Here is a 22,580-nt window from a genome sequence, read left to right as displayed (position 1 = left end):
ACCTGTTTTTCTCTCCATATTCGGCAAGCTACCGAGAAGAGGTGGCATGTTTAAAATACAATCTATTCTATTTTAAAGCAATAAAGGTGGTATTTGGCATGGGAATTGAAATGTCATAGAAAACATTGTTCTATATGCGTATCCCGTTTTTTCTTTTGCTCGTTTTTTTAGCCGTTCCAGAAGCCTTCGGTCAGAAATTTGACTGGAGTGAAAAAGTCAACAGGCGATGGGTGTCTGTGGCAGCGGGACCTTCGTTTATGTATGCCACCACGGGAGGAAATTTTAGTAATGCCCAAGTAGCCCTTCAGCCCGCATTTAGCCTTGGTCTCGAGCAGGAGCTCAACAGGCATTTTTCTGTGCAGGCCACGACTGGGGTGCAGTTTTTAAGTAGCCTGCCCTTCAGTGCGCAGTCCGAAACTCGGCTGGCCAACTGGGCGGAGGCTGAGACAGCTTTTCAGATGTCGGGTCAGGCGCTGTTTATCGATGTAGCACCGCGTGCTTACTTGTTTTCGCGCTCGCCCTTCTATGGGGGAAACCGCTTTAATGTGTACGCTGCCGCAGGGGTTGGGGGTATGGTGGTGAATCGCCTGGTCCAGATTCAGCAGGGTGAGACTCCCGCCGAAAACACGCTTCAGAGGCGCGAAACGAGCGTACACATGTACTTTCCCGTCCGCACAGGAGCATACTTCCGTCTAAGTGAAAAAGACCGTATCGGGGTAGAAGGCAGCCTTTTTATAAGCCTTTCGGATGCACTCGATGGAAATACTTCTGCAAATCGCTTCCAAAATATGCTCGGGCAGTTTCAAATCGTTTACAAGCGTCAGCTTTTCATCGATTAACTCCTCTAAGGGTGCAGGAATGCTCCCGAAAATAGGAAAGGTGCGAGGTGGAGAGGAGTTTTTGCGGCGCGCCGCAAAGCGAACTAAGAAGAATAGGGAATGGGCAGCGTCTCCGCCAGCTGCCGAAAACTTTTTCGATGATGCGGGCTTATTCCAGCCGCTGAGATGCCCGCACGATGGGCTTTAGTCGGATAACCGGCATTTTTTCCCACTGATAGATAGGGAATTCCTTTGCTAAACTTGCCATTAACGTATCCCGAAACACTTTCGCGAGAATGGAAGCCGCTGCGATGCTCTGAAACTTGCCATCTCCTTTAATGATGCAGGAAAAAGGGATATCCAAGCGTGTACGAAAACGGTTGCCGTCGATGAGTAAAAAGTCGGGCGCCTCTTTCAAGCCTGTACGGCCCTTTCCATGGCTAAAAAGGAAGCGTTTAAAATATTAATGCGGTCGATTTCCTCTACCTCCGCTTGGGCGACATGCCAGGCGAGAGCATTTTCCTGAATATAGGCAGCGAGTTCAGGGCGGGCCGCCTTTGGGACTTTTTTCGAGTCATTTAAGAGTGGATGATAGAAGTCGGCAGGCAATATCACTGCAGCGGCCACCACGGGTCCTGCGAGACATCCCCTGCCTACTTCATCACAACCTGCCTCTAAACGGTTAGCTTCTAAATAAGGTAGGAGCTGGTTCATTCGTGTAGCGTTCTTCCTTGTAATACTTGTAAATGAGCTCAGAGACCAAGCCCGTCCAGCCTGTCTGATGCGAGGCGCCCATCCCACGCCCATTATCTCCATGGAAATATTCGAAGAAAAGCACATAGTCCTTAAAGTGAGGATCCGTGTTGAGCTTATCGTAAGGGCCATTTACGGGTCTTTTGCCGGAGGCGTCGGGCATAAAGAGCTGAATTAAGCGCATGGATAGCTCCTTCGCGATGAGGTCCATGGTGTAGAAATTTCCACTTCCTGTGGGGTACTCGATCGAAAACTCTCCACCGTAGTAGAAATCAAATTTCTTTAAAGACTCGATAATCAGGTAGTTGATCGGAAACCAAATAGGCCCTCTCCAGTTCGAGTTGCCTCCGAACATCAGCGTATCGGACTCACCGGGCACATATTTCACAGTGGTGACCGTGCCGTTTAGCCGCATGGAATAGGGGTTTTTCTCATGATCCTTTGACATAGAGCGAATGCCATAAGGGGAGAGAAACTCCTCCGGATCGAGCATTTTATGCAAGATGCTCTTCATCCGATGCCCACGAAGCAGGGAAAAGAGCCGTCGCTTCTCATTTCCAGGTTGAATCCAAGAAGAAACCAGCGCGGCTAATTTTGGCTTCTCTTTCATAAAGAAGTCCATCCGCTTTTTAAACTCTGGCAGCCCCTCGAACATCTCCTCGCGAATCGGCTCTACCGCGAAAAGCGGAATGATGCCCACGATGGACTTCAGTTTCATCACCTTCGGCTCTTTTCCTGGCAGGTGAAAGACATCAAAGAAGAAGTTTTCCGTGTCGTCCCACATGCTGATATTTTCCCCCGAAAGGTTATTCATCGCGCCTGCGATGTAGAGGAAGTGCTCCAGAAATTTTGTCGCCGTATGCTGGTAGACCTTGTTGAACTCGCAGAGATCGAGAGAAATGCGCAGCATGTTCAGACAGAACATCGCCATCCAAGAGGTGGCATCTGCCTGCTCCAACTTACCCAAGTATTTGGCCGCATGACTTCTGTCGATTACCGAAATGTTATCCAGTCCCAGGAAGCCTCCTTCAAAAATGTTTTTGCCATCCCCATCCTTTTGGTTTACCCACCAGGTGAAGTTGAGCATCAACTTATGAAAGGCCCGCTCTAAGAACTCAAAATCCCCCTTGCCGCCATTGGCTTTCTTGTCGATTTGATACACCCGCGAAACGCCCAGCGCATGAACGGGTGGGTTCACATCGGAAAAATTCCACTCGTAGGCGGAATTTGACCATTCGGGTGCATGTACCACTCGTTTAAGAGTAGTAGCAGCTGTTCCTTCGCAAATTCCGGATCGATACGCGCGATCGGGATGCAGTGGAAGGCCAGGTCCCAAGCCGCATACCAAGGGTATTCCCACTTGTCGGGCATGGAGATGATATCGTAATTTTGGAGGTGCGTCCACTCGTGATTTCGGCCCTTTTTCCGCTGCTTAGGGGGCTGATAGCGTCCGGGATCTCCCTCCAGCCAGCGCTCCACGTTGTAGTAATAAAACTGCTTGGACCACATCATACCCGCGAATGCTTGACGCTGTATATTTCGGTGCTCAGGATCTGTCACCCGTGCTTGGAAGGCGTCATAGAATGCATCCGCTTCCTCTTTGCGCTGGCGCAAAATACCTTCCGCCTCCTCCATGGCCTGAGCATGGTCGAGGTGACTCATGCGCAAGCTCACACTGCGCTGCTCGCCTGCGGGAATTTCCAGGCGGTAAATAGCGGCAGCCTTCGTCCCACGGAATGCAGGATTTAAGTGGGCCGTTTCGCCTTTCACCACGTAATCGTTTATGGCGTCTTTTAAGTATTTTTTCTCATTAGGGATACGGTAGAGCCGCTCCCGATTGGTCTCGTTATCACAAAACTGCAGCTCGGGCGAATCGCTGAAGTTGAAATAGAAATTCCCACTTTTCGGCGAAAAGGCCATGAGCTGATGGTCGGACTTTTTACTCAGGGAGGGCATAAAAGGCTCATGTCCGGTGAACCAGGTCTTGCGAAACCAAATCGTAGGCATCACCACGATGGAGGCCGTCTCCGGTCCACGGTTATGAATAGTTGCCTTCAGAACGATGTCCTCCACGTCCTGCTTGGCATACTCCAGCTCGATATCGAAGTAGCGGTCTTCATCGAAGACGCCTGTGTCCAGCAGCTCGTATTCTGGATGTTCCTTTGTCCTCCTCCGGTTTTCTTCGATGAGGTCTTGATAGGGAAACGCCTGCTGTGGATACTTGTACAGCATTTTCATGTAGCTGTGCGTAGGCGTAGAGTCCAGGTAGTAATATAGTTCCTTTACATCTTCGCCATGGTTGCCTTGGGGGCCTGTAAGGCCAAAAAGCCTTTCCTTAATAAAAGGATCTTTGCCATTCCAAAAAGCCCAGGCGATGCACAACTTCTGCTTGTGATCGGAAATGCCACCGATACCCTCTTCCCCCCAGCGATAGGCCTTGCTGCGGGCATCGTCATGGGTGACATTATCCCATGCAGACCCATTTGGGCTATAATCTTCGCGCACTGTGCCCACTGACGTTCTGTCAGGTAAGGGCCCCATTTTTTCCAATGCTTTTTTTTCGCTTTATCCTCTTCCAGTCTTGCCTTTTCCGTACTCATGCTTTGTGGGCCTAAATTGAACCTTGAATTTACAAGATAATCACCTACGAAAGCGCGATTTTAGGGGATGAGTTTCGTTTTTTGCGTTATTTATTTTCCGAAATCGTTTGCATAGCCTCCTGAAGCAGTTAGGAAGGCCGAGGCTTAGCGCTCATTTCAACTGGAATTCAGTCATTTCCCTCTTTCTTTCTGCTTGCGGTGTGGCGGCTTCCTGGAAGGCAGCTTGCCAAATTTTTTTTGCCTCCTCTTGGTTTGGGTAATGGACAGTGGCCGCTGTAGCTGAAGCAGTGCCCATCAAAACACCCGGATGAAAGGTCTGAACCACCTGCCCAAGGCCCAACTGCAGCAGCTCCTCAGCGTTACAGTGCTGCTCGTACTGACCCGCCACCGGAAGGACAGCAAGGGGTTTCCCGAGGTAGAGCGCTTCGCAGATCGACTCGAAACCGGCCGTGCTTAAGAAGGCTTTGGCGCCAGCCAACTGCTCTAAAAAGTGCGCTCCATTTAAAGGATAAAAGCAGAGGTTCGGGGCGGCCTGATAGGGCTCAGGATGCTCTGGATGGTCCCAAAAGGCACGTAACTGCCAATCCGGATGAGCGGCTGCTACCTTTTTCAGCTCTTCGGCATAGCCATAGTTGACTGCATAGGCCAAGACATATTCCCCCTGCCTAGGCTGCAGCGCATACAGCTCTGGACGGAGCAGGGGAGGCATCAGAAGGGCCCGGCCTTCCCTTCGCTGAAACCCGGCATAATGCAGAACAAAGAGCCGATCAGCGCCCCAAGCTGTCCAGGCACTGAGCGCCCGAAAGAGCCTGCGAGCGAAGTGCTGCCCCTGCGATGCGGGGAAACCAGGCAGCAGGCAGGTGTACTGATGGCCGATGCACCAGTAGCGGGCCGACTGCGGATAGAGCAAGCGGTACAGCGGAGGCAGCAGCTCATAAAAGTTCAGGATAACGTCTGGCTGCGCTTCTTTCAGGCAGCGGTGCAGGATGCGGAGACTACGTAAAAATTCGGGTAGGCGCAGCAGATTTTCGCCCAGGGTGCGTCCATAGGAAATGCCACGGCGCCGCGCTGAAGCGCAAAGTTCGGGCTAGCAAAGCGCACGATGGGCTTCTTAAACCCTGCTTGCACGTATGCGGGGAGACTACGCCGGCGGCTTTGTCCGATTAGGACGGCACAGATTTCCCAGCCTGCTGCCTCGAGGATAGGGGCCAGCGCTAGCGCCTGCGAAAGGTGTCCGCGCCCCTCGCCCTGGATGATGAAGGCGATTTTCATGGGGTATCTTTTCGTGGGTCGGAGGCATGTGGCGATAAAAAGGCGCTAAAGGCCACCGTTTTCAGGCCTGCTGCCCAGGCAGTGTCTGCGGGCTTAGAGGCTGCCTCCTGCTCCTGCTCTGGGAGAGTTTCTGTCTCCTGCTCAGGCACCGCTTTTTGGCCCCCGGCCTCATGGTAATAGATCACCTGCCAGTTGCCAGCCTCATCTTCTGCCAGCGCGCTCATGGTCTCCACCCAGTCGCCCGAGTTTAGGTAGTGAATCCCGTCGATCATCCGGTTTTCGGCCTTGTGGATATGGCCACAGATGATGCCATCGCAGCCTTTGGCACGTGCCATTTTCGCCAGCTCCTGCTCGAAGTCGTCGATGTAGCTGACGGCAGATTTTACCCGTGCCTTCACGTACTGGCTGAGCGAAAAGTAGGGCAGCCCGCGCCGCCGCCGGTGGTAGTTCAGCCATTTATTTAGCCAAAGCAAAAAGGTGTAGCCCTGGTCCCCGAGGTAGGCGATCCAGCGAAACTGGCTGGTCACGCTATCGAAAATGTCGCCATGCGTGATCCAGTATTTTTTATCGGCACTTTCGTAGAGGAGGTCTTTTTGGATGTGTAGGTTGCCGATCTGCAAGGGCAAAATCTGATCTAAAAAGTCATCGTGATTTCCGCGCAGGTAAAAGACCTTCGTGTTATCCTGCTCGATCATTTTTAACATTCGCGTAAAAAAGCGCGTATGCTTGCGGCGCCATTTTCCGGATTTTTTCAACTGCCAGCCATCGATGATGTCACCATTTAAGATCAGGGTCTCGCAGGTGTGCAGTTTCAGAAAGCGACCCAGTTCCTTGGCCTTAGAGCCAGAAGTCCCCAGATGCAGATCAGAAATGATTAATGTCTTGTAGTGTGTTTTCACGCGGCTTGCAGTGTTTTAGGATTCTCGACGTGCAACTAATTTCGTGCATTTCCGCAGCCACAGAAAATTTATGGGATGAAGTTAATGAGAAGATTTTCTTCTGTCTTCTCGATTTTTTAAAGTGCCAGGGTGGAATTGTGAAGGCAGTATTAGGAAAACTGAAAATTTCTCTTTAATATCCCGACCTCAAGTAAACAGATACACGCCTGAATGCGTATATAGTGCAGATGAAATCAAATTGGATCCCCCTCGTACTCGCCTTTGTGGCCCTGGTAGGCTTGAGCTCCTGCGATAAGGAGCCTCAGGATCCGGCTTTTCGGGTGCTCGGAAACTGGGAACTGAAGGATGAGATTTTATATGCGCCGCAGGGATTTGCCCTGGAAGGGCAAAGGGATCGCTACATTTTTTTCCAAGATCAAACCTTTATCAAGCTAAGTGAGCAGCGCTACCGTGCTCGGGATGAGCAGCAGGAAGAGGCTCTTTTCAGCCCTTACCAAGCGCTCGGCCGTTTTGAGCTGCTGCCGACAGAGGATCCGCGGTTTATTTATGAGTTGCGCCTCGTCTTCGACACAGGTACTGATATCGTGGCTAGCTGTCAAGAGCTGGATGCAGAAAAGCTCTTTTTAAGCCTGATTTCGAGCTCGTAAACTCCGAAATGGCGAGCTGTGAAGGCCCCTTGCTCATTTATGGCAAGTCCAAATGAGTATTGCACACCCACAATAAGCGTTTCACACCTATACACACCCACACCTACGTACAGACCACGAACTTAGGCAGGCTCCGCAATCTTAGTCGTCTTCCGCGTACCTGCGCAGCAGTGTCTCCGTGCCCAGGCTACAGATCAAGCGTTAAACACCAACTTGAACTGGGTGCCTTTACCGGGACTCGAATGCACGAGGATATTGCCTTTGTGGCGGCGCATGATTTGTTTCGATAAGCTAAGACCGATCCCAGAGCCCTTCTTTTTTGTGGTAAAGAAGGGAATGAAAATTTTACTTAAGGCCTCTTCTTCGATGCCTTTTCCCGTGTCGCTCACACTGATAATAATCTTTCCCGCCTCGTCTAGCTGTGCCTGTAGCTCCAGCTCCTTTACGGGAGCTTCTTCCATGGCATGAATGGCATTTTGGATGAGGTTAATCAAGACCTGCTCGATGAGGTGTTTATCCGCATAGACGATCAAGTCTGAGGGCAACACACGATAGCGATAATGCACCTGCCCCTGCTCGAGCTGATGCTGTAGCAGCACCTGCAGGGCCCCGAAAAGCGAGCGAATGCGGATGGCCTCGAATTTTGGACTGGGGATTTGTGCCAAATTCCGGAAGTCAGCCACGAAAGAGGTTAGCCCCTCACTGCGTCGCTGTATGGTACTGATAGCCAGTGCATAATCTTCCATGTCTGCTAAGCCAACCTCTTCCTCTCGGTCTAATTTGTCATAGAGCTCCCCCTGAATCGTGGCGGCCAAAGAGGATATCGGAGCAATCGAATTCATGATTTCATGGGTGAGCACACGTACTAGGTTTTGCCAAGCCTCCATCTCCTTGTCTTCCAGCTCACTCTGAATGTTTTGGAGCGAGACCAACTTGATTTTCGTATCCCGATGAAAAAGCTCGATCGCATATACGGAAAGCTGCATGATGCCATCAGGGTGTGCAAACTTGATGAGCTCACTCCCGCCGGTGCGCAGGTCGCTGATGGCTAGGGCGAGCTCCTTATTGATGCCTTCTACTTCCCGCATGTGGCCTAAATTTTCGATGGCCAGCATCCTTTTGGCGGCGGTATTTAAGATCTGTACCTCTCCGGTTGGCTTGAACGTGATCAGTCCGATGGACAAATGCTGAAAAACAGAGCGGAAATACTGATAGTTCGCCTCCTTTTCCGCTTGATCCTCCTTTAGTTTCGCCAGGATCGTATTAAAATCGATATGGAGCTCATCGATTTCCGTTCCGTCGAACTTGACCGGATAAACCGAGGTATAATTACTCTTTTTGATATTGGTTAAAAACTCGCGCACGGTGGTAAAGGAGCCTTCTGCGTAGCGCGTAAGCGCAAAGACCTGGTAGCAACCCCCAGCAGCACCAGGCAAATGAAGAAAACGCTACCTCCTTTGGCCATCAGATAGCCTAGGAGTAGCGTGCTCAGCATTAACGCAGTGATGCGACCGAGGAGGCCGATTTTAAAGTCCATATTTCTCTAATCTTCGGTACAACGATGCGCGGGTCAGCCCCAGCTCTTTCGCTGCTTTGGATATATTTCCACCATGTTTTTCGATGGCACGTTGGATGACATTTTTCTCGACCTCGTCTAAGTTATACGAAGTAGCAGCCGTGCTGCCAGGCTGTTTATCGGGGGAGACTTTGGTCGATAGGAAGAAAAAGTCGCGGCTGTCGAGGTGGTCTTTTTCTGCCATGATGATGGCGCGTTCGATGGCATGCTGCAGCTCCCGAATATTACCCGGCCAAGGGTAATTACCAAGTAACTGCAGGGCCTCAGGGGTAAAACCCGCGAATTCTTTACGGTATTTTTTCGCGTAGATACCTAAGAAATGCTTGGCCAGCACCGGAATATCCTCATGACGCTGCCGCAGCGGCGGCAAAAAGATTTCTACCGTATTAATGCGATAGAGCAGGTCCTGTCGAAAGCCATTGTCCATCACCATATCATGAACCGGCATGTTCGTGGCACAAATCAGCCGAATATCGATGGCCTGCGCCTTATTCGAGCCGATCCGTGTCACCTCCCTGCGCTGCAGCACGGTGAGCAGCTTCGACTGCATTGGGCAGTCTCAGGTTGCCGATTTCATCTAAGAAAAGCGTGCCCTTATCGGCTACCTCAAAGCGGCCCGCCCGATCTTCCTTGGCATCTGTAAACGCACCTTTTTTATGGCCGAAGAGCTCACTCTCGAAGAGTGTTTCCGTAATCGCTCCCATATCTACACCCACGAAAATTTCATCCCTGCGCAGCGAACGGTCATGTATAGCGCGCGCGATCAGCTCTTTTCCTGTTCCGTTTTCCCCGAGAATCAGTACATTCGCATCCGTAGCGGCTACTTTATCGATGATCGCGAAAATGTTGCGCATCGCAGGGCTATCGCCGATAATTTCCGTGTAAGGCTTTTTAAGATCCGACTGCAGCTGTTTCTGCTTGTCCGAAAGCTTATCGATCGTGGTGTAGCTTTCTTTTAAGCGCATGGCAGCGCTCAGTGTGGCCAGCAGCTTTTCATTTTGCCATGGCTTCAGGATAAAATCCGTCGCCCCTTCTTTAAGGGCCTGTACGGCCATTTCCACATTGCCGAAGGCCGTAATCAAAATCACCACCGCCTGCGGATCGAGCTCCTTGATCTGCTTTAACCAGTAAAAACCTTCCTTCCCTGAGGTCGTGTCCTCCGTGAAGTTCATGTCCAGCAGGATGACATCGAACTGCTTGTTGGACACTAAAAAAGGAATTCTTCGAGGATCCTGCTCGATATGTACCTCTTTTGCATGCTTTTTTAAAAGCATTTTGGCTGCGAAAAGTAGGTCTTCATTGTCGTCTATAATCAGGATTTTCCCTAGTGCGGTCTGGTCCATAAGCTGTCTGTTTGGTGCTGCTGCTAACAAAATAGTGCCAAAGCCAAAAAAGGCTTAGGAAGCTCGTTTTTAGGCGGTCAAAAGCCAAGTTACGAACAAATTCGGACATAATACGTTCGGAATCGGACACTTTACGCATTTCCTTTGGCTTGGGTTTTTTTAGCCCTCTGAAAATGGTTATCTTTAAGGATTATTCAAATAAAATAGTAATACGTATGTCTTTAGCAATTAGCGGAAACAAAGTCCAAGTACATTATACAGGGAAATTAGAAGACGGAACTGTCTTCGATACCTCTCGGGAGCGTGAGCCTTTAGCGTTCACCCTTGGTGATGGAAATATGATTAAGGGCTTTGATGTGGCGGTAACAGGTATGGCCATCGGCGAAGAAAAAACAGTGACGATTCCTGCGGCTGAAGCGTATGGTGAGCGTCGTGACGATATGATGGTGCCCGTTCCGATTAATCAGGTGCCTGAAAACATCAAGCCTGAAATCGGGATGCAGCTTTCCCTTCAGGGACCCCAGGGCAGCCGATGCCAGTAGTGGTGGTAAGCGTAGACGAAGAGCAGATTGTCCTGGATGCGAATCATCCTCTAGCGGGCAAAGACTTGATTTTCGACATCGAGCTGGTGTCTATCGACTAAGTTCGAGCACCCCTTTCTATAAAAAACAGCACGCCGGATTCGGTGTGCTGTTTTTTTATTGGCGTATAATTGCGGTGTCAGCCTCGAAAACCTGTAGCTCGACCTTCCCCGCCTCGTACACGGCATAGGTGTACTGCCTAATCCATTCGCCGAGATTCAGGTAGCGGCTGCTTTGCCTACGGGCAAATCTAAAGGCAGATGTCGGTGTCCGAATACATAATAGGGAAAGTGTTCCTGAGCCTCGATCTGCTGGGCATAGGCCCAAAGCCACTCATCCGGACCTCGGAAAAAATCTTCATTTTTCAGCGCATTCGAAGCCCGGCTGCTGGACGACCAGTTTAACGCGATCTGCATGCCCACATCGGGGTGCAGCCAGCGGAATAGCCAGCGACAGGCGGGGTTAGTAAAGAATTTTTTCAGTACCTTATACTTACGATCTCCCGGCCCCAGGCCATCACCATGCCCGACAAGTAGTTTGGTGTCGTTCAGTAAAATGCTTTGTGGCTGATGAAAAACGGGAATACCCAACTCGGTAGGAAAATAGTCCTGCATCCAGAGGTCATGGTTGCCGGTGAAGAGGTAAATCGGTAGGCCTTCCTGCCGTAAGTCGGCTAGTTTACCTAAAAAGGGAATGAATCCTTTCGGTACCACATGCTTGTACTCGAACCAAAAATCAAAAATGTCACCCACCAAAAAGAGTGCTGCCGCATCGGTGCGTATGCGCTCCAGCCAGCGGCAGATTTTCTCCTCTCGGGCTTTGCTCTGCGAAAAATCGGGCGCCCCCAAGTGAAAGTCTGAAGCGAAATAAACCCGCTTGCCCTCAGGTATTGTCAGTTTCATGGCCGCAAAGATACATTTTTTTCATCCGAAATCGGCGGCTCTGCCAGATAGCAAAAGCGAATAGGGTAGGGCTAAAAAGAAAATTGCGCTGAGACCTGTGGTTCCAGCGCAATCGTATCCTTTACACGAGGATGAGAACTTACTTTTTATCCTCTACTTCCTCCTCTTTGGTTTCATCGGAATTTCCTGTGGAAGCTTGCGGCGTCTGCTGCTTTTCCTCGCGCTTACGATCGTTTTCATCTACCTTCTTCGTGAAGGCTTCATACGTCGTTTCCTTGTCAAATGGACGCTTGCCGATAAGTGCGATCAAGTCGGTTTGGAAGAGAATTTCCTTTTTCAGAAGCTCCTGCGCCAGTTTTTCTAGCTCTTCCATGCGCTCCTGAAGAAGTACCTTGGTTCGCTCATAGCAGAGTGTAATCAACTTGCGCACCTCTTCATCGATCGTTTCAGCAGTCTTATCGGAATACGGCTTCTGCATGCGGTATTCGGAACCCTTGCTATCGTAGAAGGAGACATTTCCGATCTTATCATTCATCCCGTAAACACTCACGATGGAGTAGGCCATCTTGGTCACACGCTCGAGATCTGAAAGCGCTCCTGTGGAAATCTTTCCGAAGATTAACTCCTCCGCTGCACGTCCACCTAAGGTCATGCACATCTCATCCATAAGTTGTTCCGTTTGGTAGAGAAACTGCTCTCTCGGGAGGTATTGGGCATAGCCCAAAGCGGCCACACCACGCGGAACGATGCTCACTTTCACTAAGGGGTCTGCATGCTCTAGGAACCATCCTGCCACTGCATGTCCAGCTTCGTGATAGGCCACGATGCGCTTTTCATCGGGAGAGATGATCTTATTTTTCTTCTCCAGACCTCCGATGACACGGTCGATGGCATCTTGGAAATCCTGTGCATCTACTGCGGCTTTATTTCTGCGGGCAGCGATAAGAGCTGCTTCGTTACAAATATTGGCGATCTCAGCACCAGCAAAACCGGGTGTTTGGGCGGCTAATTTTTTCGCTTCCACATCATCGGCCGTTTTAATCGGCTTCAGGTGCACGCGGAAAATAGCCTCTCTTCCGATGATGTCTGGCTTGTCTACGGATATTTGTCGGTCAAAACGTCCGGCGCGTAGGAGTGCACTATCTAAGACATCAGGCCTGTTGGTAGCCGCTAAGACGATCACCCCGGAGTCGGTACCGAACCCGTCCATTTCCACGAGTAAGGAGTTCAGGGTGTTTTCCCGCTCGTCATTAGATCCACCAGGCATTTGGCCTTTGCCGCGCGAGCGGCCGATGGCATCGATCTCATCGATGAAGATGATACATGGAGCTTTTTCTTTGGCTTGCTTAAAGAGGTCACGTACACGTGCCGCACCCACTCCAACAAACATCTCCACGAAGTCTGAGCCTGAAAGGGTGAAGAAAGGTACTCCAGCTTCTCCCGCTACAGCTTTAGCCAGCAAGGTTTTACCTGTCCCTGGAGGGCCTACTAAGAGTGCACCTTTCGGGATTTTACCGCCCAGTTTGGTGAACTTCGAAGGGTTCTTCAGGAACTCCACGATTTCTTGGACTTCCTCTTTCGCTTCATCGAGGCCAGCCACGTTATCAAAGGTAATTTTAACTTTATTTTCGGCGTCGAATAGCTGCGCCTTCGATTTTCCGACGTTAAAAATCTGCCCACCTGGCCCACTAGGACCCGCCATGCGGCGCATCATAAACCAGAATAAGAAGAAAAGCAGAATAAGGAAGCCGAAACTTCCGAAATAGTTGCCCCATGACTCTTGGGTTTTGGCCGTATGGCCGATTCTTCTGTCCTCAGGCGCCTCGTCCTCCATTTTCTCGAAGTTTTCGATGAACTTATCTACGGAGGCTACCTTAAAGCTGTAGTGTGGCCCTGCTGGATTAAATACCAGAGAATTTCGTTCCAGCTCATCACGATAGCGATTTTTCTCGAGGGCTTCACCTGATAGGGTCACTTCCACCACGTTTTGGTTGTAAATAACGACCACTTTCGACACATCACCTGCACGGTACATGTCTTCAAACTTGCGCAGGGTGATATCCACTACGCGGTTTGAGCTATTGAACCAAGTCACGCCCACGAGTACCAAAACTGCCGCTATAATCAGGTATAACTGAAAGTTTGGTTTTTGGGGAGGTTTTGGTGCAAATTTCTTTTTACTTTTATCGCTCATCGCTCATTCATTAATGCTATAAACTTTTTCTTTAACGTTTCAGCTAGGTGAAAGTTCACCGGCTTTCGGCAACTCGTATTATTTTGGCATCGCCCCAGAGGTCTTCTAAACCGTAAAAACTTCTACGTTCTTTTAAGAAAACATGTGCCACGACATTTACATAATCGATGAGCACCCACTGCTTGTGTGTTTTCCCTTCACTTTTCCAGGGGTGTTCTTGATTTGCTTTCCAGACGGCCTCTTCCACGGCATCGGCGATGGCCTCCACCTGTGTGTCAGAGTTTCCAGAACAAAGGACAAAAAAATCAGTCACGGTGTGTGTGATCTCTCTTAAGTCCATGACGATAATGTCGGAGGCTTTTTTATCCTCCATGCCTTGTACGATTATGTTACTCAGTTCTTCTGCGGTCATATTTTAGGTTTCAACCGGCATTCGGGAAGAATCTGTTATCTTTGTGTGCGAATTCCCGAAGCCTATCACTATAACTTCTTTTATGCAGTATAAAATCCTTGCCAATACACTTTTTTTAGGTAAAGAACTTCTTTACCTGACAGAGTGTCACTCCACTAATGATATCGCTTTAGAGAAGATTCGTGCGCAGGAGGCGCGCGAGGGGCTGCTCGTGGTGACCGATTATCAAAGCAAAGGGAGAGGGCAGCGTGGCAACACTTGGGAGGGTCAGCCGGGGCTCAACCTTACGTTTTCGCTCGTAGTAGAGCCGCATTTTTTACCTCCCCATGAACAGTTTAAGCTGAACATGGCGGTGTCCTTTGCTGTCATGACAGTGTTAAACGCTTTCGATCCGGAGATACGTATAAAGTGGCCAAACGACATCATCCACCTGAAAATGGGAAACTCGGCGGTATCCTTATAGAGAACATCCTCGTGGGCCAAAAGTTAAGCTACAGTGTCATCGGAATCGGCCTAAATTTAAACCAAAGAAAATTCGAAAGCAAGACGGCTACTTCTTTAGCGCTTCTCACGGGGCAGGGGACAGATAGTGCGCTGCTGCTGGAGCAGCTGGTGAAGCGTATCGAGCAGCATTATTTAAAGTTAAAGAAACAAGTTTTCGCAGACATTCAGGAGCATTATAAATTAGCACTTTACGGGATGGAGACTTGGAGGCGCTATGAGACGGAGGAGGTCTTCGAGGCGCGGATGGTGGATGTTTTGCCCAGCGGGCACCTGGTCCTGGAAAAAAGGTCGGGAGAAAGAAACCAATATGCCTTTAAAGAAGTTAAATTTCTGGACCTTTACACCTAAAGGCCAAATTTTATTTATCTTTACGTGTTATTAATTACTTAAAACAGAATACTTTATTTATGTCTGAAACGAAAGCGGCCAAATTTATCCCTTACAAGGTGAAAGATATTTCCCTTGCTGCCTGGGGAAGAAAAGAAATTAGATTAGCGGAGGCAGAGATGCCGGGATTAATGGCCCTACGCGAGGAATATGGTGCTTCACAGCCTTTAAAGGGTGCGCGCATCGCTGGCTGTCTGCACATGACAGTTCAGACGGCTGTCTTAATCGAAACTTTAGTGGCCCTAGGTGCGGAAGTAACCTGGTCTTCTTGTAATATTTTCTCTACCCAAGATCACGCTGCGGCCGCTATCGCGGAGGCAGGAATTTCTGTTTATGCCTGGAAAGGGATGACAGCGGAAGAGTTCGACTGGTGCATCGAGCAGACGCTTTTCTTCGGAGAAGAGCGTGCGCCCCTAAACATGATTTTGGATGATGGCGGTGACCTGACAAATATGGTGCTGGATCAGTATCCGGAGCTTGTCGCTGGCGTAAAGGGCCTTTCCGAGGAGACGACGACTGGGGTCCATCGGCTGTATGAGCGCATGAAGAAGGGAACCCTTCCGATGCCTGCTATTAACGTAAACGATTCTGTGACCAAGTCGAAGTTCGACAACAAGTATGGCTGTAAGGAATCTTTAGTGGATGCGATCCGTCGTGCGACCGATGTGATGATGGCCGGGAAGGTGGCTGTTGTCGCTGGCTATGGGGACGTAGGGAAAGGTTCTGCGGCCTCACTTCGAGGCGCTGGTGCGCGCGTTATCGTCACAGAAATCGACCCGATCTGTGCGCTTCAGGCAGCTATGGATGGTTTCGCTGTCAAGAAAATGGCAGATGCGGTGAAGGAAGCGGACATCGTGGTGACCGCTACTGGAAATAAAGACATCATCCGTGGGGAGCACTTCCTGGCGATGAAAGATAAGGCGATCGTGTGTAATATCGGCCATTTTGATAATGAGATCGACATGGCTTGGTTAAATAAAAACTATGGGCATACGAAGGATGTGATCAAGCCCCAAGTGGATCTCTACAATGTGGAGGGCAAAGACATCATCGTTTTAGCCGAAGGCCGCCTGGTAAACTTAGGTTGTGCCACGGGACACCCTTCTTTCGTGATGTCGAATTCTTTCACAAACCAGACTTTAGCGCAGCTTGAGCTGTGGACGAATACCGATAAGTACGAGCCAGGTGTGTACGTGCTTCCGAAGCATTTAGATGAAAAAGTGGCGGCGCTTCACCTGTTAAAATTAGGTGTGGAGCTGGATACCCTTTCTCAGGATCAGGCCGAGTACATCGGGGTGACACCGGAAGGACCATTTAAACCGGAATATTACCGCTATTAAGTTGGCTGCGCCTCGCGCAAAGTACCTTAAAAAAAAGGCCACCCTGATCGCTCGGGGTGGCCTTTTTTGGGTTTTAGTCTTCGGTGAAGTTAATGCGTACGAGGCGACCATCTTCCAGGGTGACGTCTGCGAAGCTGGTGCAGGCCAGTTCCTGTCCAAAGGTGACGGTGTGGCGAACTTCCATGCCAGCTGCCCGACCGATGCGGGCACTGGTTTCGCCGACGCGCATGCTGATCCGGTCCTGTTCCCAGCAGCTGCGCAGGCGCTCTGTAGGGCGCGTGCTGCTCATGAGCAAGCTTCTTCCTGTTTGGTTTTGACCTGAACGGGTCACCGTACTGCGTAAAAGGGGTGCCCCCGTTTCATCTTCAGCCAATTCATGCTGCGCTTGAATGCTGATGCGGGCACTGCTGCCACTCGGGTAGGTGAGGCGGATAGGAGCGGGGCTGTTTTCTTCGAAGATACCATTCTCCTGCAGGATAAATTCACGTACGCCATTTACCTGTACCGCGCGAACGAGGTAGTTGTCGTATTCGATGCGGGTGAGCGGGCGGCCTTCTCGCTCTCCACGCACGATGCGCAGATTTCCGCCACGGTTTAGGAGCCGTTCACAGCCTTCTGGGCCTTCTTCGCGGGGACTGATAAAGGTGAGGGCGAGGGTATCGCCCAGCATCTGAATGCTCGGGCAGCCGGGTAGGGGTGGCCAGCTGGTTTCTGAGTACGTTTCCCAGGGCAAAACGCCTAAAAAGGTGCTTTCCACGAGTGTTCGCTCGATGCGCACGAGCTCTTCTGCCTCTATGAGCAGGTTCGTTTCTAAGGCGCGGGGTGTTTCTAGGTCGCAAGAAAGGAAAAAGAGAGAAAACCCTAAAGCTATCCATGCGTTTCCTAAAAAGGGAGGCAGCATCGCGTGTATGGAGGAAGATTTACGCATTTTATATTAAAATTATCCGTAGCTTTTACAGCTGGAAGGTACATGTTCTAACTTAAACGTAAAAATAGATGAAATTCAATGAAGGAATGCTGAAAGCGGACGCTTTAAAGGGCAAAAATATTTTGGTTACCGGTGGTGGTACGGGTTTGGGGCGCTCGATGAGCACCTATTTTTTGCACCTGGGTGCCACGCTTATCATTACGAGTCGCAAGTTAGACGTGCTGCAGCAGGCGGCTACTGAGATGGAGCAGGAGACGGGCGGAAAGGTCGTAGCACTGGCCTGCGATGTGCGGGATGCGGAAGCCGTGGAGCGCATGTATGCGGAAGCGGTGGCAGCTGTGGGCGACATCGACGTGGTGCTGAATAATGCTGCAGGAAATTTTATCAGCCCGACGGAGCGGCTGTCGACGAATGCTTTTAATACGGTCTTGGATATCGTGCTGAAGGGGACTTCTCAGGTGACGCTGACGGTGGGCAAAGACTGGATTCAGAAAAAGCGCCGGGCACTTTTTTAAATATCGTAACCACGTATGCCTGGACGGGGTCCGGATATGTGGTGCCGAGTGCTGCCGCTAAGGCGGGGGTGCTGGCCATGACGCGTTCGCTGGCGGTGGAGTGGGCCAAGTACGGTATCCGTTCGAATGCCATCGCGCCGGGGCCTTTCCCTACCGAGGGAGCTTGGAGCCGTTTGCTTCCGGGGGATTTGGTAAAGAAATTTGATCCTGCGAAGAAGGTGCCTGTGGGACGAGTGGGTGAGCATCAGGAGTTAGCCAATTTAGCGGCCTATTTGGTTTCCGATTTCTCTGCCTATGTGAATGGTGAGGTGATTACTATCGATGGAGGGGAGTGGCTGAAGGGAGCGGGCGAGTTTAATAATCTCGACTTGATTCCGACGGAGATGTGGGACATGATGGAAGCGCAGCGCGGAAAAAAAGGCTAAGCCCCAAGGTGCTTTGGGGCTATCTAAAGGCGCGGTGGAAGATTAGGCGCATTTCCATGGAGTAACATAGGGGTTCAGGATCATGTGGACCTATTTTACAGGGCTTGCAGGAGCCAAAGGGAGTCCCTTACGGGCTTTCCCTGCTTACTGCTGGCGATGAGCAACCCCGATTCGGTACGGCTGGATCGGGGTTTATGTTTTCGGTTTTGTTTGGGCCCTAGCCCGGCGCACCTGCCCTTTTTTCTTCGCCTTATCCAAGCTTACATTTACTTCAAAAGCGATTAGGAGGATAAGGCTGGTAATGAAGAGCCACAGCATGACGGCCACCATGCACCGATGGAGCCATAGAGCTTGTTATAGGCCGCGAAATTATTCAGATAATAGCTGAAAAAGTAGAAGGCGATGGTGATGAGGAGTCCTGCGGTGAGGCTTCCGGGGGAGAAGAATTTCCACTTGTCATGTACGGCGGGTGCCACCCGAAAAATAAAGGCGACCGAGGTGGTAAAGACGATAAGGAGCACCAGAAAGCGCAGCACCCCGAGCAAAAAGACGTAGACGCCCGTGCTAACGAAGTCCAGTTTAGAGATTTCGTAGAGGGCTTTGCTGCCCAGGAGCATGATCAGGGAAGCGCCGGCGATGGTGAAAACCAGGGCGACGATGATGCTTACAGCGATAAATCGGGTCTTTAGGTAGGAGCGGTTTTCGCGTGTTTTGTAGACGGCATTAAAGGCGTTAACCATGGACATGACGCCATTCGTGGACAGGAAGAGCGCCAGAAAAAAGCCCAGTGAGAGGAGGGACTGTCGGGGTTTCGAGACGATATCTTCTATGGTGCCTTCCGCCTCCTTATAGATCGCCTCTGGAATGAAGCCTTCGATGAAGAGCAGAATATTTTCTGTGTTCAGTTCATCGGAGAAAAAGTCGATGTAGGGAATGATATTCAGCAGAAACAGCAGCAGCGGAAACATAGCGATCGTGAAGCTAAAGGCCATGGCCTCAGCTTTTTCGAGCAGCTCATCCTTCCGCAGCTGTGCAATAAAGATTTTGGAGACATCGTAGAGGTTTTGGTCTGGGTTGCCGAAGTGCAGGTGGCGCAGTTTTTTACCATAGCGATACAGCCGCCAGACCCCAAGCCTGTAGTAGGTTTTAAGCTTCATTATCAGGGAAATAGGGACGTAGCAGTGCCAGTAGGTCTTGGGGAGGGCGGCAGGGTCTATGGGTGTCTGTACGAGTAAAGGTGAGCAGGGTGTACCCTTCAGTAATGCACTGTCCTTCCTCGTCGAAGACCTCGTATTCGAAGCGGATTTTCACGCCCGGCATCTCGGGGATGCGTACTTTTATGGTCAGCAGCGCATCGTAGCGGCCGGGCTTGCGGTAGCGGGTATGCTGTTCGAGCACGGGCATCATGATCCCGGCAGCTTCCATTTCCTTATAGGAAAAACCGATTTGGCGCAGGGCTTCCACGCGTCCGACCTCAAAGTACATAGCGTAATTTCCATAATATACATAGCCCATCTGGTCGGTTTCGGCATAGCGCACGCGCAAAGTAGTCTCTCCTGTAAACATTATTGATATATTTTAGCTCGGTTCAGGGCGGCCTGATAGCGGCGGGCATTTACCAGGTGCTCGTTAAACGTTTTGGCGAAAGCATGGTAGCCTGAAAAATCATCTTTCGCACAAAAATACAAATATTCATGGGATTCTGGGTTCAGAACGGCCTCTAAGGCGGAGATCTCGGGTACATTTATAGGCCCAGGAGGTAATCCGGCATACTTGTAGGTGTTATACGGACTGTCGATTTCCTTATGCACCTGCAGGACGCGGCGGAGGCTGAAGTCGCCGCTGGCAAAGACCAGGGTTGGGTCTGCCTGTAGGGGCATGCCGATCCGCAGGCGGTTCAGGTACACGCCTGCCACGCGGGGTCTTTCGTCTGCCTTTACGGTTTCTGCTTGCACGATCGCGGCGAGGGTGCTGACTTCTAAGGGGCTGAGGCCCAGTGCTTCGGCTTTGGCGATGCGGCTTTCATTCCAGAAGCGCTTATATTCCTGATACATGCGGTCGAAGAGTGTTTCCGGCCGTGTATTCCAGTACACTTCGTAGGTGTTCGGGATGAAGAGGGCCACTACGGTGCTGCTATCCACGCCAAACTTGCCGATGTAGGCATCGTCTTTGAGAAGGCGCAGCATGTCTTCTTTTTCGAAAAAGAGCGGGGCGGCCAGCTTTTCAGCCAGATCGTCTTTTGTGCGGATGGTGTTAAAGGTCAGCCGAACGGGCGTTTGAGCTCCTGAGCGCAGCAGACGCACCAGCTGTATGTTACTCATCCGTGGGCGCACCTCATAGCGTCCTGAGCGCACGGCTTCCTGGTAATTCATGAGCTTGGCCACGAAGCTAAAGGTTAAGAGATCATGAATTATTTCCTCCTCGTAAAGATTTTTTGCCAGTTCCTGGAAGTCTGTTTCTGGGTAAATTTCCACGAAAACAGGCGTATCTTTGTCTATTAGGCTATTCGGACTGAAAAAGGCCTGGTAGAAGTAAAATGTTAATGAAATCGTTAAAACAGAAAATGTAATGATAATTATTAGATACCAACGAATTTTCTTATCTTCAAACATAATTTGGTAGAGGGCTTATTTCCTAATAACAAAAGTACGGTTTTTTAACGTAGTAAGTATCACTTAAAACAGATAACATGATACCCGTCAGTTGTGGAGTAGTTCTTTCCGATGGATTTGTCCTTTGCGCGCAGCGCAATCATGGGCAAGCGCATGCGCTGAAATGGGAGTTTCCGGGCGGCAAAATTGAGGAGGGAGAGAGTGCAGAAGAGGCGTTAAGGCGCGAACTTTTAGAGGAGTTAAACATCACGGTAAAGGTGATCACTTCTTTAAAGTCCGTGGTGCACGCCTATGTAGATGGCCCGATGGTGAAGCTACACCCTTTTGTTTGTTTAAAGGATAAGGGGCAGCTCATCGTCAAGGAACACCGGCAGATTCGCTGGGTGAAAGTAGAACTTTTGAACAATTTAAATTGGGTGGATGCGGACTTGCCGGTGGTGAAGCAGGTGCGTGAACTTCTCGATGCTTCGAACCGATAGGGCCTGCTTCGTGTTTTCCTTTAAAGAGAAGCATTATGACGGCACAATTTATCAAACTATACCCGGAAAACCCGGACCAGCGAAAAATCGACCAGATCGTGCGGATTTTGCGCGATGGAGGGTGATCATTTACCCCACGGACACGGTTTATGGGATGGGCTGTGATATTCATAATCAAAAGGCGGTCGAGCGGATCGCACAGCTAAAGGGGATTAATCCCAAGAAACATCATTTTTCATTTATCTGCTATGACCTCAGTAACATAGCCGACTACACTCGTGCCCTGAGTACGCCTGTTTTTAAGATGATGAAAAAAGGTCTTCCAGGCCCTTACACCTTTATTTTAGAGGCGAATAACCAGGTGCCGAAATTGCTGAACAGCAAGAAAAAGACTGTGGGGATCCGCGTGCCGGATCATTCGATTCCACGCTTACTGGTGAAGGAGCTGGGCGCGCCTATTCTGACTACTTCCATTCATGATGAAGACGAGGTGATCGAGTACAGCACGGATCCGGAACTGATCTACGAAAAGTATCAAAATCTCGTCGATGTGGTCATCGATGGGGGCTATGGCAAGAACGTGGCCTCCACCATCATCGACTGCTCCGGTTCGGAGATCGAAGTTTTGCGGCAGGGCTTAGGTACTTTAGAGGATATCCTCTAACTTGCGCCATGAACGAAAAAGCTCCTGAAAATGCTGTCCTGCATGATCTCTTTTATCTTCCGAATGTAGCCTATTTTAGTACCCTTCTGGAGACTTCTTGCGTATATGTGGATACTTCGGCCCCGTATCGAAAGCAGACCTATCGCAATCGCTGTCAGGTACTTCTTGCCAACAAGGTAGAGCGGCTGACGATACCGGTGAAGGTGCCTTTTGTATTCGCTCCCTATGCCTCGGTAAAAATCGATTATGGGCAGCGCTGGAAGGCGAATCATCTGCGCTCTATTCAGTCTGCCTACGGCAAAGCGCCCTTCTTCGAGTACTTTTTCCCGGAGCTGGAAAGAGTCTTTGAGGAAAATCGGACACATTTGCTGGATTTAAACCTAGGGTTACTGACAGCTTGTCTTAAAATGCTGCAGTGGAACTGTGCGGTAGTCCCTATAGCGGGAGTGGCTGAAGATTTGCGTATGGAAGACTTACGTGGACACGTACAAGCGAAGGGAATGGCTGCTGTAGATTCAGAATTTCAAGCGGTTCCCTACACACAAGTGTTCGGATCGGGGTTCGTACCTAACTTGAGTATCATTGACTTATTGTTTTGTACAGGGCCTGAAGCTTCGGACTTTCTGAAGAGAAGCCGAAAAAAAAATAGTGAACAAACGTTAATGGGATTGTGTTTTTCATACATAATCCATATTATTAGGAAAGATTTAGTAAAAGAGAAAGGATAGA

Annotated in this window: 17 protein-coding genes and 7 pseudogenes; 10 read left to right on the top strand and 14 right to left on the bottom strand. The window is 50.1% G+C overall.

What is annotated here, in order from left to right; translation table 11 throughout:
• Window positions 1-134 precede the first annotated feature (134 nt).
• Entirely contained in the window at window positions 135-839 is a 705-nt protein-coding gene (locus tag A3SI_RS03495) for a hypothetical protein (RefSeq protein ID WP_009053663.1), read from the top strand.
• Window positions 840-922: 83 nt separating this feature from the next.
• Here A3SI_RS03495 and A3SI_RS03490 read toward each other — a convergent pair.
• The 5 genes and pseudogenes from A3SI_RS03490 to A3SI_RS03475 all read right to left on the bottom strand — a co-directional run bounded on the left by A3SI_RS03490 (window position 923) and on the right by A3SI_RS03475 (window position 6,342).
• Window positions 923-1,532: pseudogene (locus tag A3SI_RS03490) on the bottom strand (ribonuclease HII).
• Window positions 1,501-4,171, bottom strand: a pseudogene (locus A3SI_RS03485) (MGH1-like glycoside hydrolase domain-containing protein). The pseudogenes A3SI_RS03490 and A3SI_RS03485 overlap by 32 nt, the downstream one beginning before the upstream one ends.
• Before the next feature lie 151 nt (window positions 4,172-4,322).
• Window positions 4,323-5,192, bottom strand: a complete 870-nt coding sequence (locus A3SI_RS17045) for a glycosyltransferase family protein (protein WP_238531576.1) — start codon at window positions 5,190-5,192, stop codon at window positions 4,323-4,325.
• The gene (locus tag A3SI_RS17040) at window positions 5,141-5,443 is read right to left on the bottom strand and encodes a glycosyltransferase 28 domain-containing protein (RefSeq protein ID WP_009053658.1); all 303 of its coding nucleotides are present in this window, start codon (window positions 5,441-5,443) and stop codon (window positions 5,141-5,143) included. Before A3SI_RS17040 ends, A3SI_RS17045 begins: the two co-directional genes overlap by 52 nt.
• Window positions 5,440-6,342 carry a UDP-2,3-diacylglucosamine diphosphatase gene (locus tag A3SI_RS03475; RefSeq protein ID WP_009053657.1) on the bottom strand — a complete coding sequence of 301 codons (903 nt, stop codon included), beginning with the start codon at window positions 6,340-6,342 and terminating at the stop codon, window positions 5,440-5,442. Before A3SI_RS03475 ends, A3SI_RS17040 begins: the two co-directional genes overlap by 4 nt.
• Window positions 6,343-6,569: 227 nt before the next feature.
• On the opposite strand from A3SI_RS03475, the gene A3SI_RS03470 reads away from it, so the two are divergent.
• Window positions 6,570-6,989, top strand: coding sequence for a hypothetical protein (locus A3SI_RS03470; RefSeq protein ID WP_009053656.1), 420 nt, complete (start codon window positions 6,570-6,572; stop codon window positions 6,987-6,989).
• Between the two features lie 194 nt (window positions 6,990-7,183).
• Here A3SI_RS03470 and A3SI_RS03465 read toward each other — a convergent pair.
• Window positions 7,184-8,526: pseudogene (locus A3SI_RS03465) on the bottom strand (sensor histidine kinase).
• Window positions 8,516-9,908, bottom strand: a pseudogene (locus A3SI_RS03460) (sigma-54-dependent transcriptional regulator). Before A3SI_RS03460 ends, A3SI_RS03465 begins: the two co-directional pseudogenes overlap by 11 nt.
• 215 nt (window positions 9,909-10,123) lie before the next feature.
• On the opposite strand from A3SI_RS03460, the pseudogene A3SI_RS03455 reads away from it, so the two are divergent.
• A pseudogene (locus A3SI_RS03455) lies at window positions 10,124-10,551 on the top strand (FKBP-type peptidyl-prolyl cis-trans isomerase).
• A gap of 156 nt (window positions 10,552-10,707) precedes the next feature.
• Here A3SI_RS03455 and A3SI_RS03450 read toward each other — a convergent pair.
• The 3 genes from A3SI_RS03450 to rsfS form a co-directional block, all read right to left on the bottom strand.
• Complete coding sequence (locus tag A3SI_RS03450; protein WP_009053652.1) at window positions 10,708-11,391, bottom strand: UDP-2,3-diacylglucosamine diphosphatase; 684 nt, start codon at window positions 11,389-11,391, stop codon at window positions 10,708-10,710.
• 139 nt (window positions 11,392-11,530) lie between these two features.
• Window positions 11,531-13,585, bottom strand: a complete 2,055-nt coding sequence (ftsH, locus tag A3SI_RS03445) for an ATP-dependent zinc metalloprotease FtsH (RefSeq protein WP_009053651.1) — start codon at window positions 13,583-13,585, stop codon at window positions 11,531-11,533.
• A gap of 55 nt (window positions 13,586-13,640) precedes the next feature.
• Window positions 13,641-13,997: a ribosome silencing factor gene (gene rsfS / locus A3SI_RS03440; protein WP_009053650.1), complete on the bottom strand. Its 357-nt coding sequence runs from the start codon at window positions 13,995-13,997 to the stop codon at window positions 13,641-13,643.
• A gap of 82 nt (window positions 13,998-14,079) precedes the next feature.
• Between rsfS and A3SI_RS20135 the strand changes: the two genes are divergently transcribed.
• The 3 genes from A3SI_RS20135 to ahcY are packed head-to-tail and all read left to right on the top strand — an operon-like array spanning window position 14,080 to window position 16,228.
• Window positions 14,080-14,460, top strand: a complete 381-nt coding sequence (locus tag A3SI_RS20135) for a biotin--[acetyl-CoA-carboxylase] ligase (protein ID WP_009053649.1) — start codon at window positions 14,080-14,082, stop codon at window positions 14,458-14,460.
• Window positions 14,406-14,849, top strand: a complete 444-nt coding sequence (locus A3SI_RS20130; RefSeq protein WP_162098410.1) for a biotin--[acetyl-CoA-carboxylase] ligase — start codon at window positions 14,406-14,408, stop codon at window positions 14,847-14,849. Before A3SI_RS20135 ends, A3SI_RS20130 begins: the two co-directional genes overlap by 55 nt.
• A gap of 59 nt (window positions 14,850-14,908) precedes the next feature.
• Window positions 14,909-16,228 carry an adenosylhomocysteinase gene (gene ahcY / locus A3SI_RS03430; protein ID WP_009053647.1) on the top strand — a complete coding sequence of 440 codons (1,320 nt, stop codon included), beginning with the start codon at window positions 14,909-14,911 and terminating at the stop codon, window positions 16,226-16,228.
• 73 nt (window positions 16,229-16,301) lie between these two features.
• Here the strand turns inward: ahcY and A3SI_RS03425 are convergent, their stop codons facing one another.
• The gene (locus A3SI_RS03425) at window positions 16,302-17,156 is read right to left on the bottom strand and encodes a hypothetical protein (RefSeq protein ID WP_009053646.1); all 855 of its coding nucleotides are present in this window, start codon (window positions 17,154-17,156) and stop codon (window positions 16,302-16,304) included.
• A gap of 68 nt (window positions 17,157-17,224) precedes the next feature.
• Here A3SI_RS03425 and A3SI_RS03420 point away from each other — a divergent pair.
• Window positions 17,225-18,096, top strand: a pseudogene (locus A3SI_RS03420) (SDR family oxidoreductase).
• Between the two features lie 281 nt (window positions 18,097-18,377).
• On the opposite strand, the gene A3SI_RS03415 reads toward A3SI_RS03420, so the two are convergent.
• The 3 genes from A3SI_RS03415 to mltG are packed head-to-tail and all read right to left on the bottom strand — an operon-like array spanning window position 18,378 to window position 20,708.
• On the bottom strand, window positions 18,378-19,253 hold the full coding sequence (locus tag A3SI_RS03415) for a YihY/virulence factor BrkB family protein (protein WP_009053643.1): 876 nt from the start codon (window positions 19,251-19,253) through the stop codon (window positions 18,378-18,380).
• Window positions 19,243-19,662: an acyl-CoA thioesterase gene (locus tag A3SI_RS03410; RefSeq protein WP_009053642.1), complete on the bottom strand. Its 420-nt coding sequence runs from the start codon at window positions 19,660-19,662 to the stop codon at window positions 19,243-19,245. Before A3SI_RS03410 ends, A3SI_RS03415 begins: the two co-directional genes overlap by 11 nt.
• Window positions 19,662-20,708, bottom strand: a complete 1,047-nt coding sequence (mltG, locus tag A3SI_RS03405) for an endolytic transglycosylase MltG (protein ID WP_009053641.1) — start codon at window positions 20,706-20,708, stop codon at window positions 19,662-19,664. Before mltG ends, A3SI_RS03410 begins: the two co-directional genes overlap by 1 nt.
• Before the next feature lie 77 nt (window positions 20,709-20,785).
• On the opposite strand from mltG, the gene A3SI_RS03400 reads away from it, so the two are divergent.
• From A3SI_RS03400 to A3SI_RS03390, 3 genes and pseudogenes are all read left to right on the top strand, one after another.
• Window positions 20,786-21,187 (top strand): (deoxy)nucleoside triphosphate pyrophosphohydrolase, encoded by a 402-nt coding sequence (locus A3SI_RS03400; protein WP_009053640.1) that lies wholly within the window; start codon window positions 20,786-20,788, stop codon window positions 21,185-21,187.
• Window positions 21,188-21,222: 35 nt separating this feature from the next.
• Window positions 21,223-21,851, top strand: a pseudogene (locus A3SI_RS03395) (L-threonylcarbamoyladenylate synthase).
• An 8-nt stretch (window positions 21,852-21,859) separates the two neighbouring features.
• Window positions 21,860-22,579: a WbqC family protein gene (locus A3SI_RS03390; protein ID WP_009053637.1), complete on the top strand. Its 720-nt coding sequence runs from the start codon at window positions 21,860-21,862 to the stop codon at window positions 22,577-22,579.
• Window position 22,580 lies beyond the last annotated feature (1 nt).

This window comes from Nitritalea halalkaliphila LW7 (assembly GCF_000265075.1).
GTDB lineage: Bacteria > Bacteroidota > Bacteroidia > Cytophagales > Cyclobacteriaceae > Nitritalea > Nitritalea halalkaliphila.
This window is presented reverse-complemented; position numbering and strand designations above follow the sequence as displayed.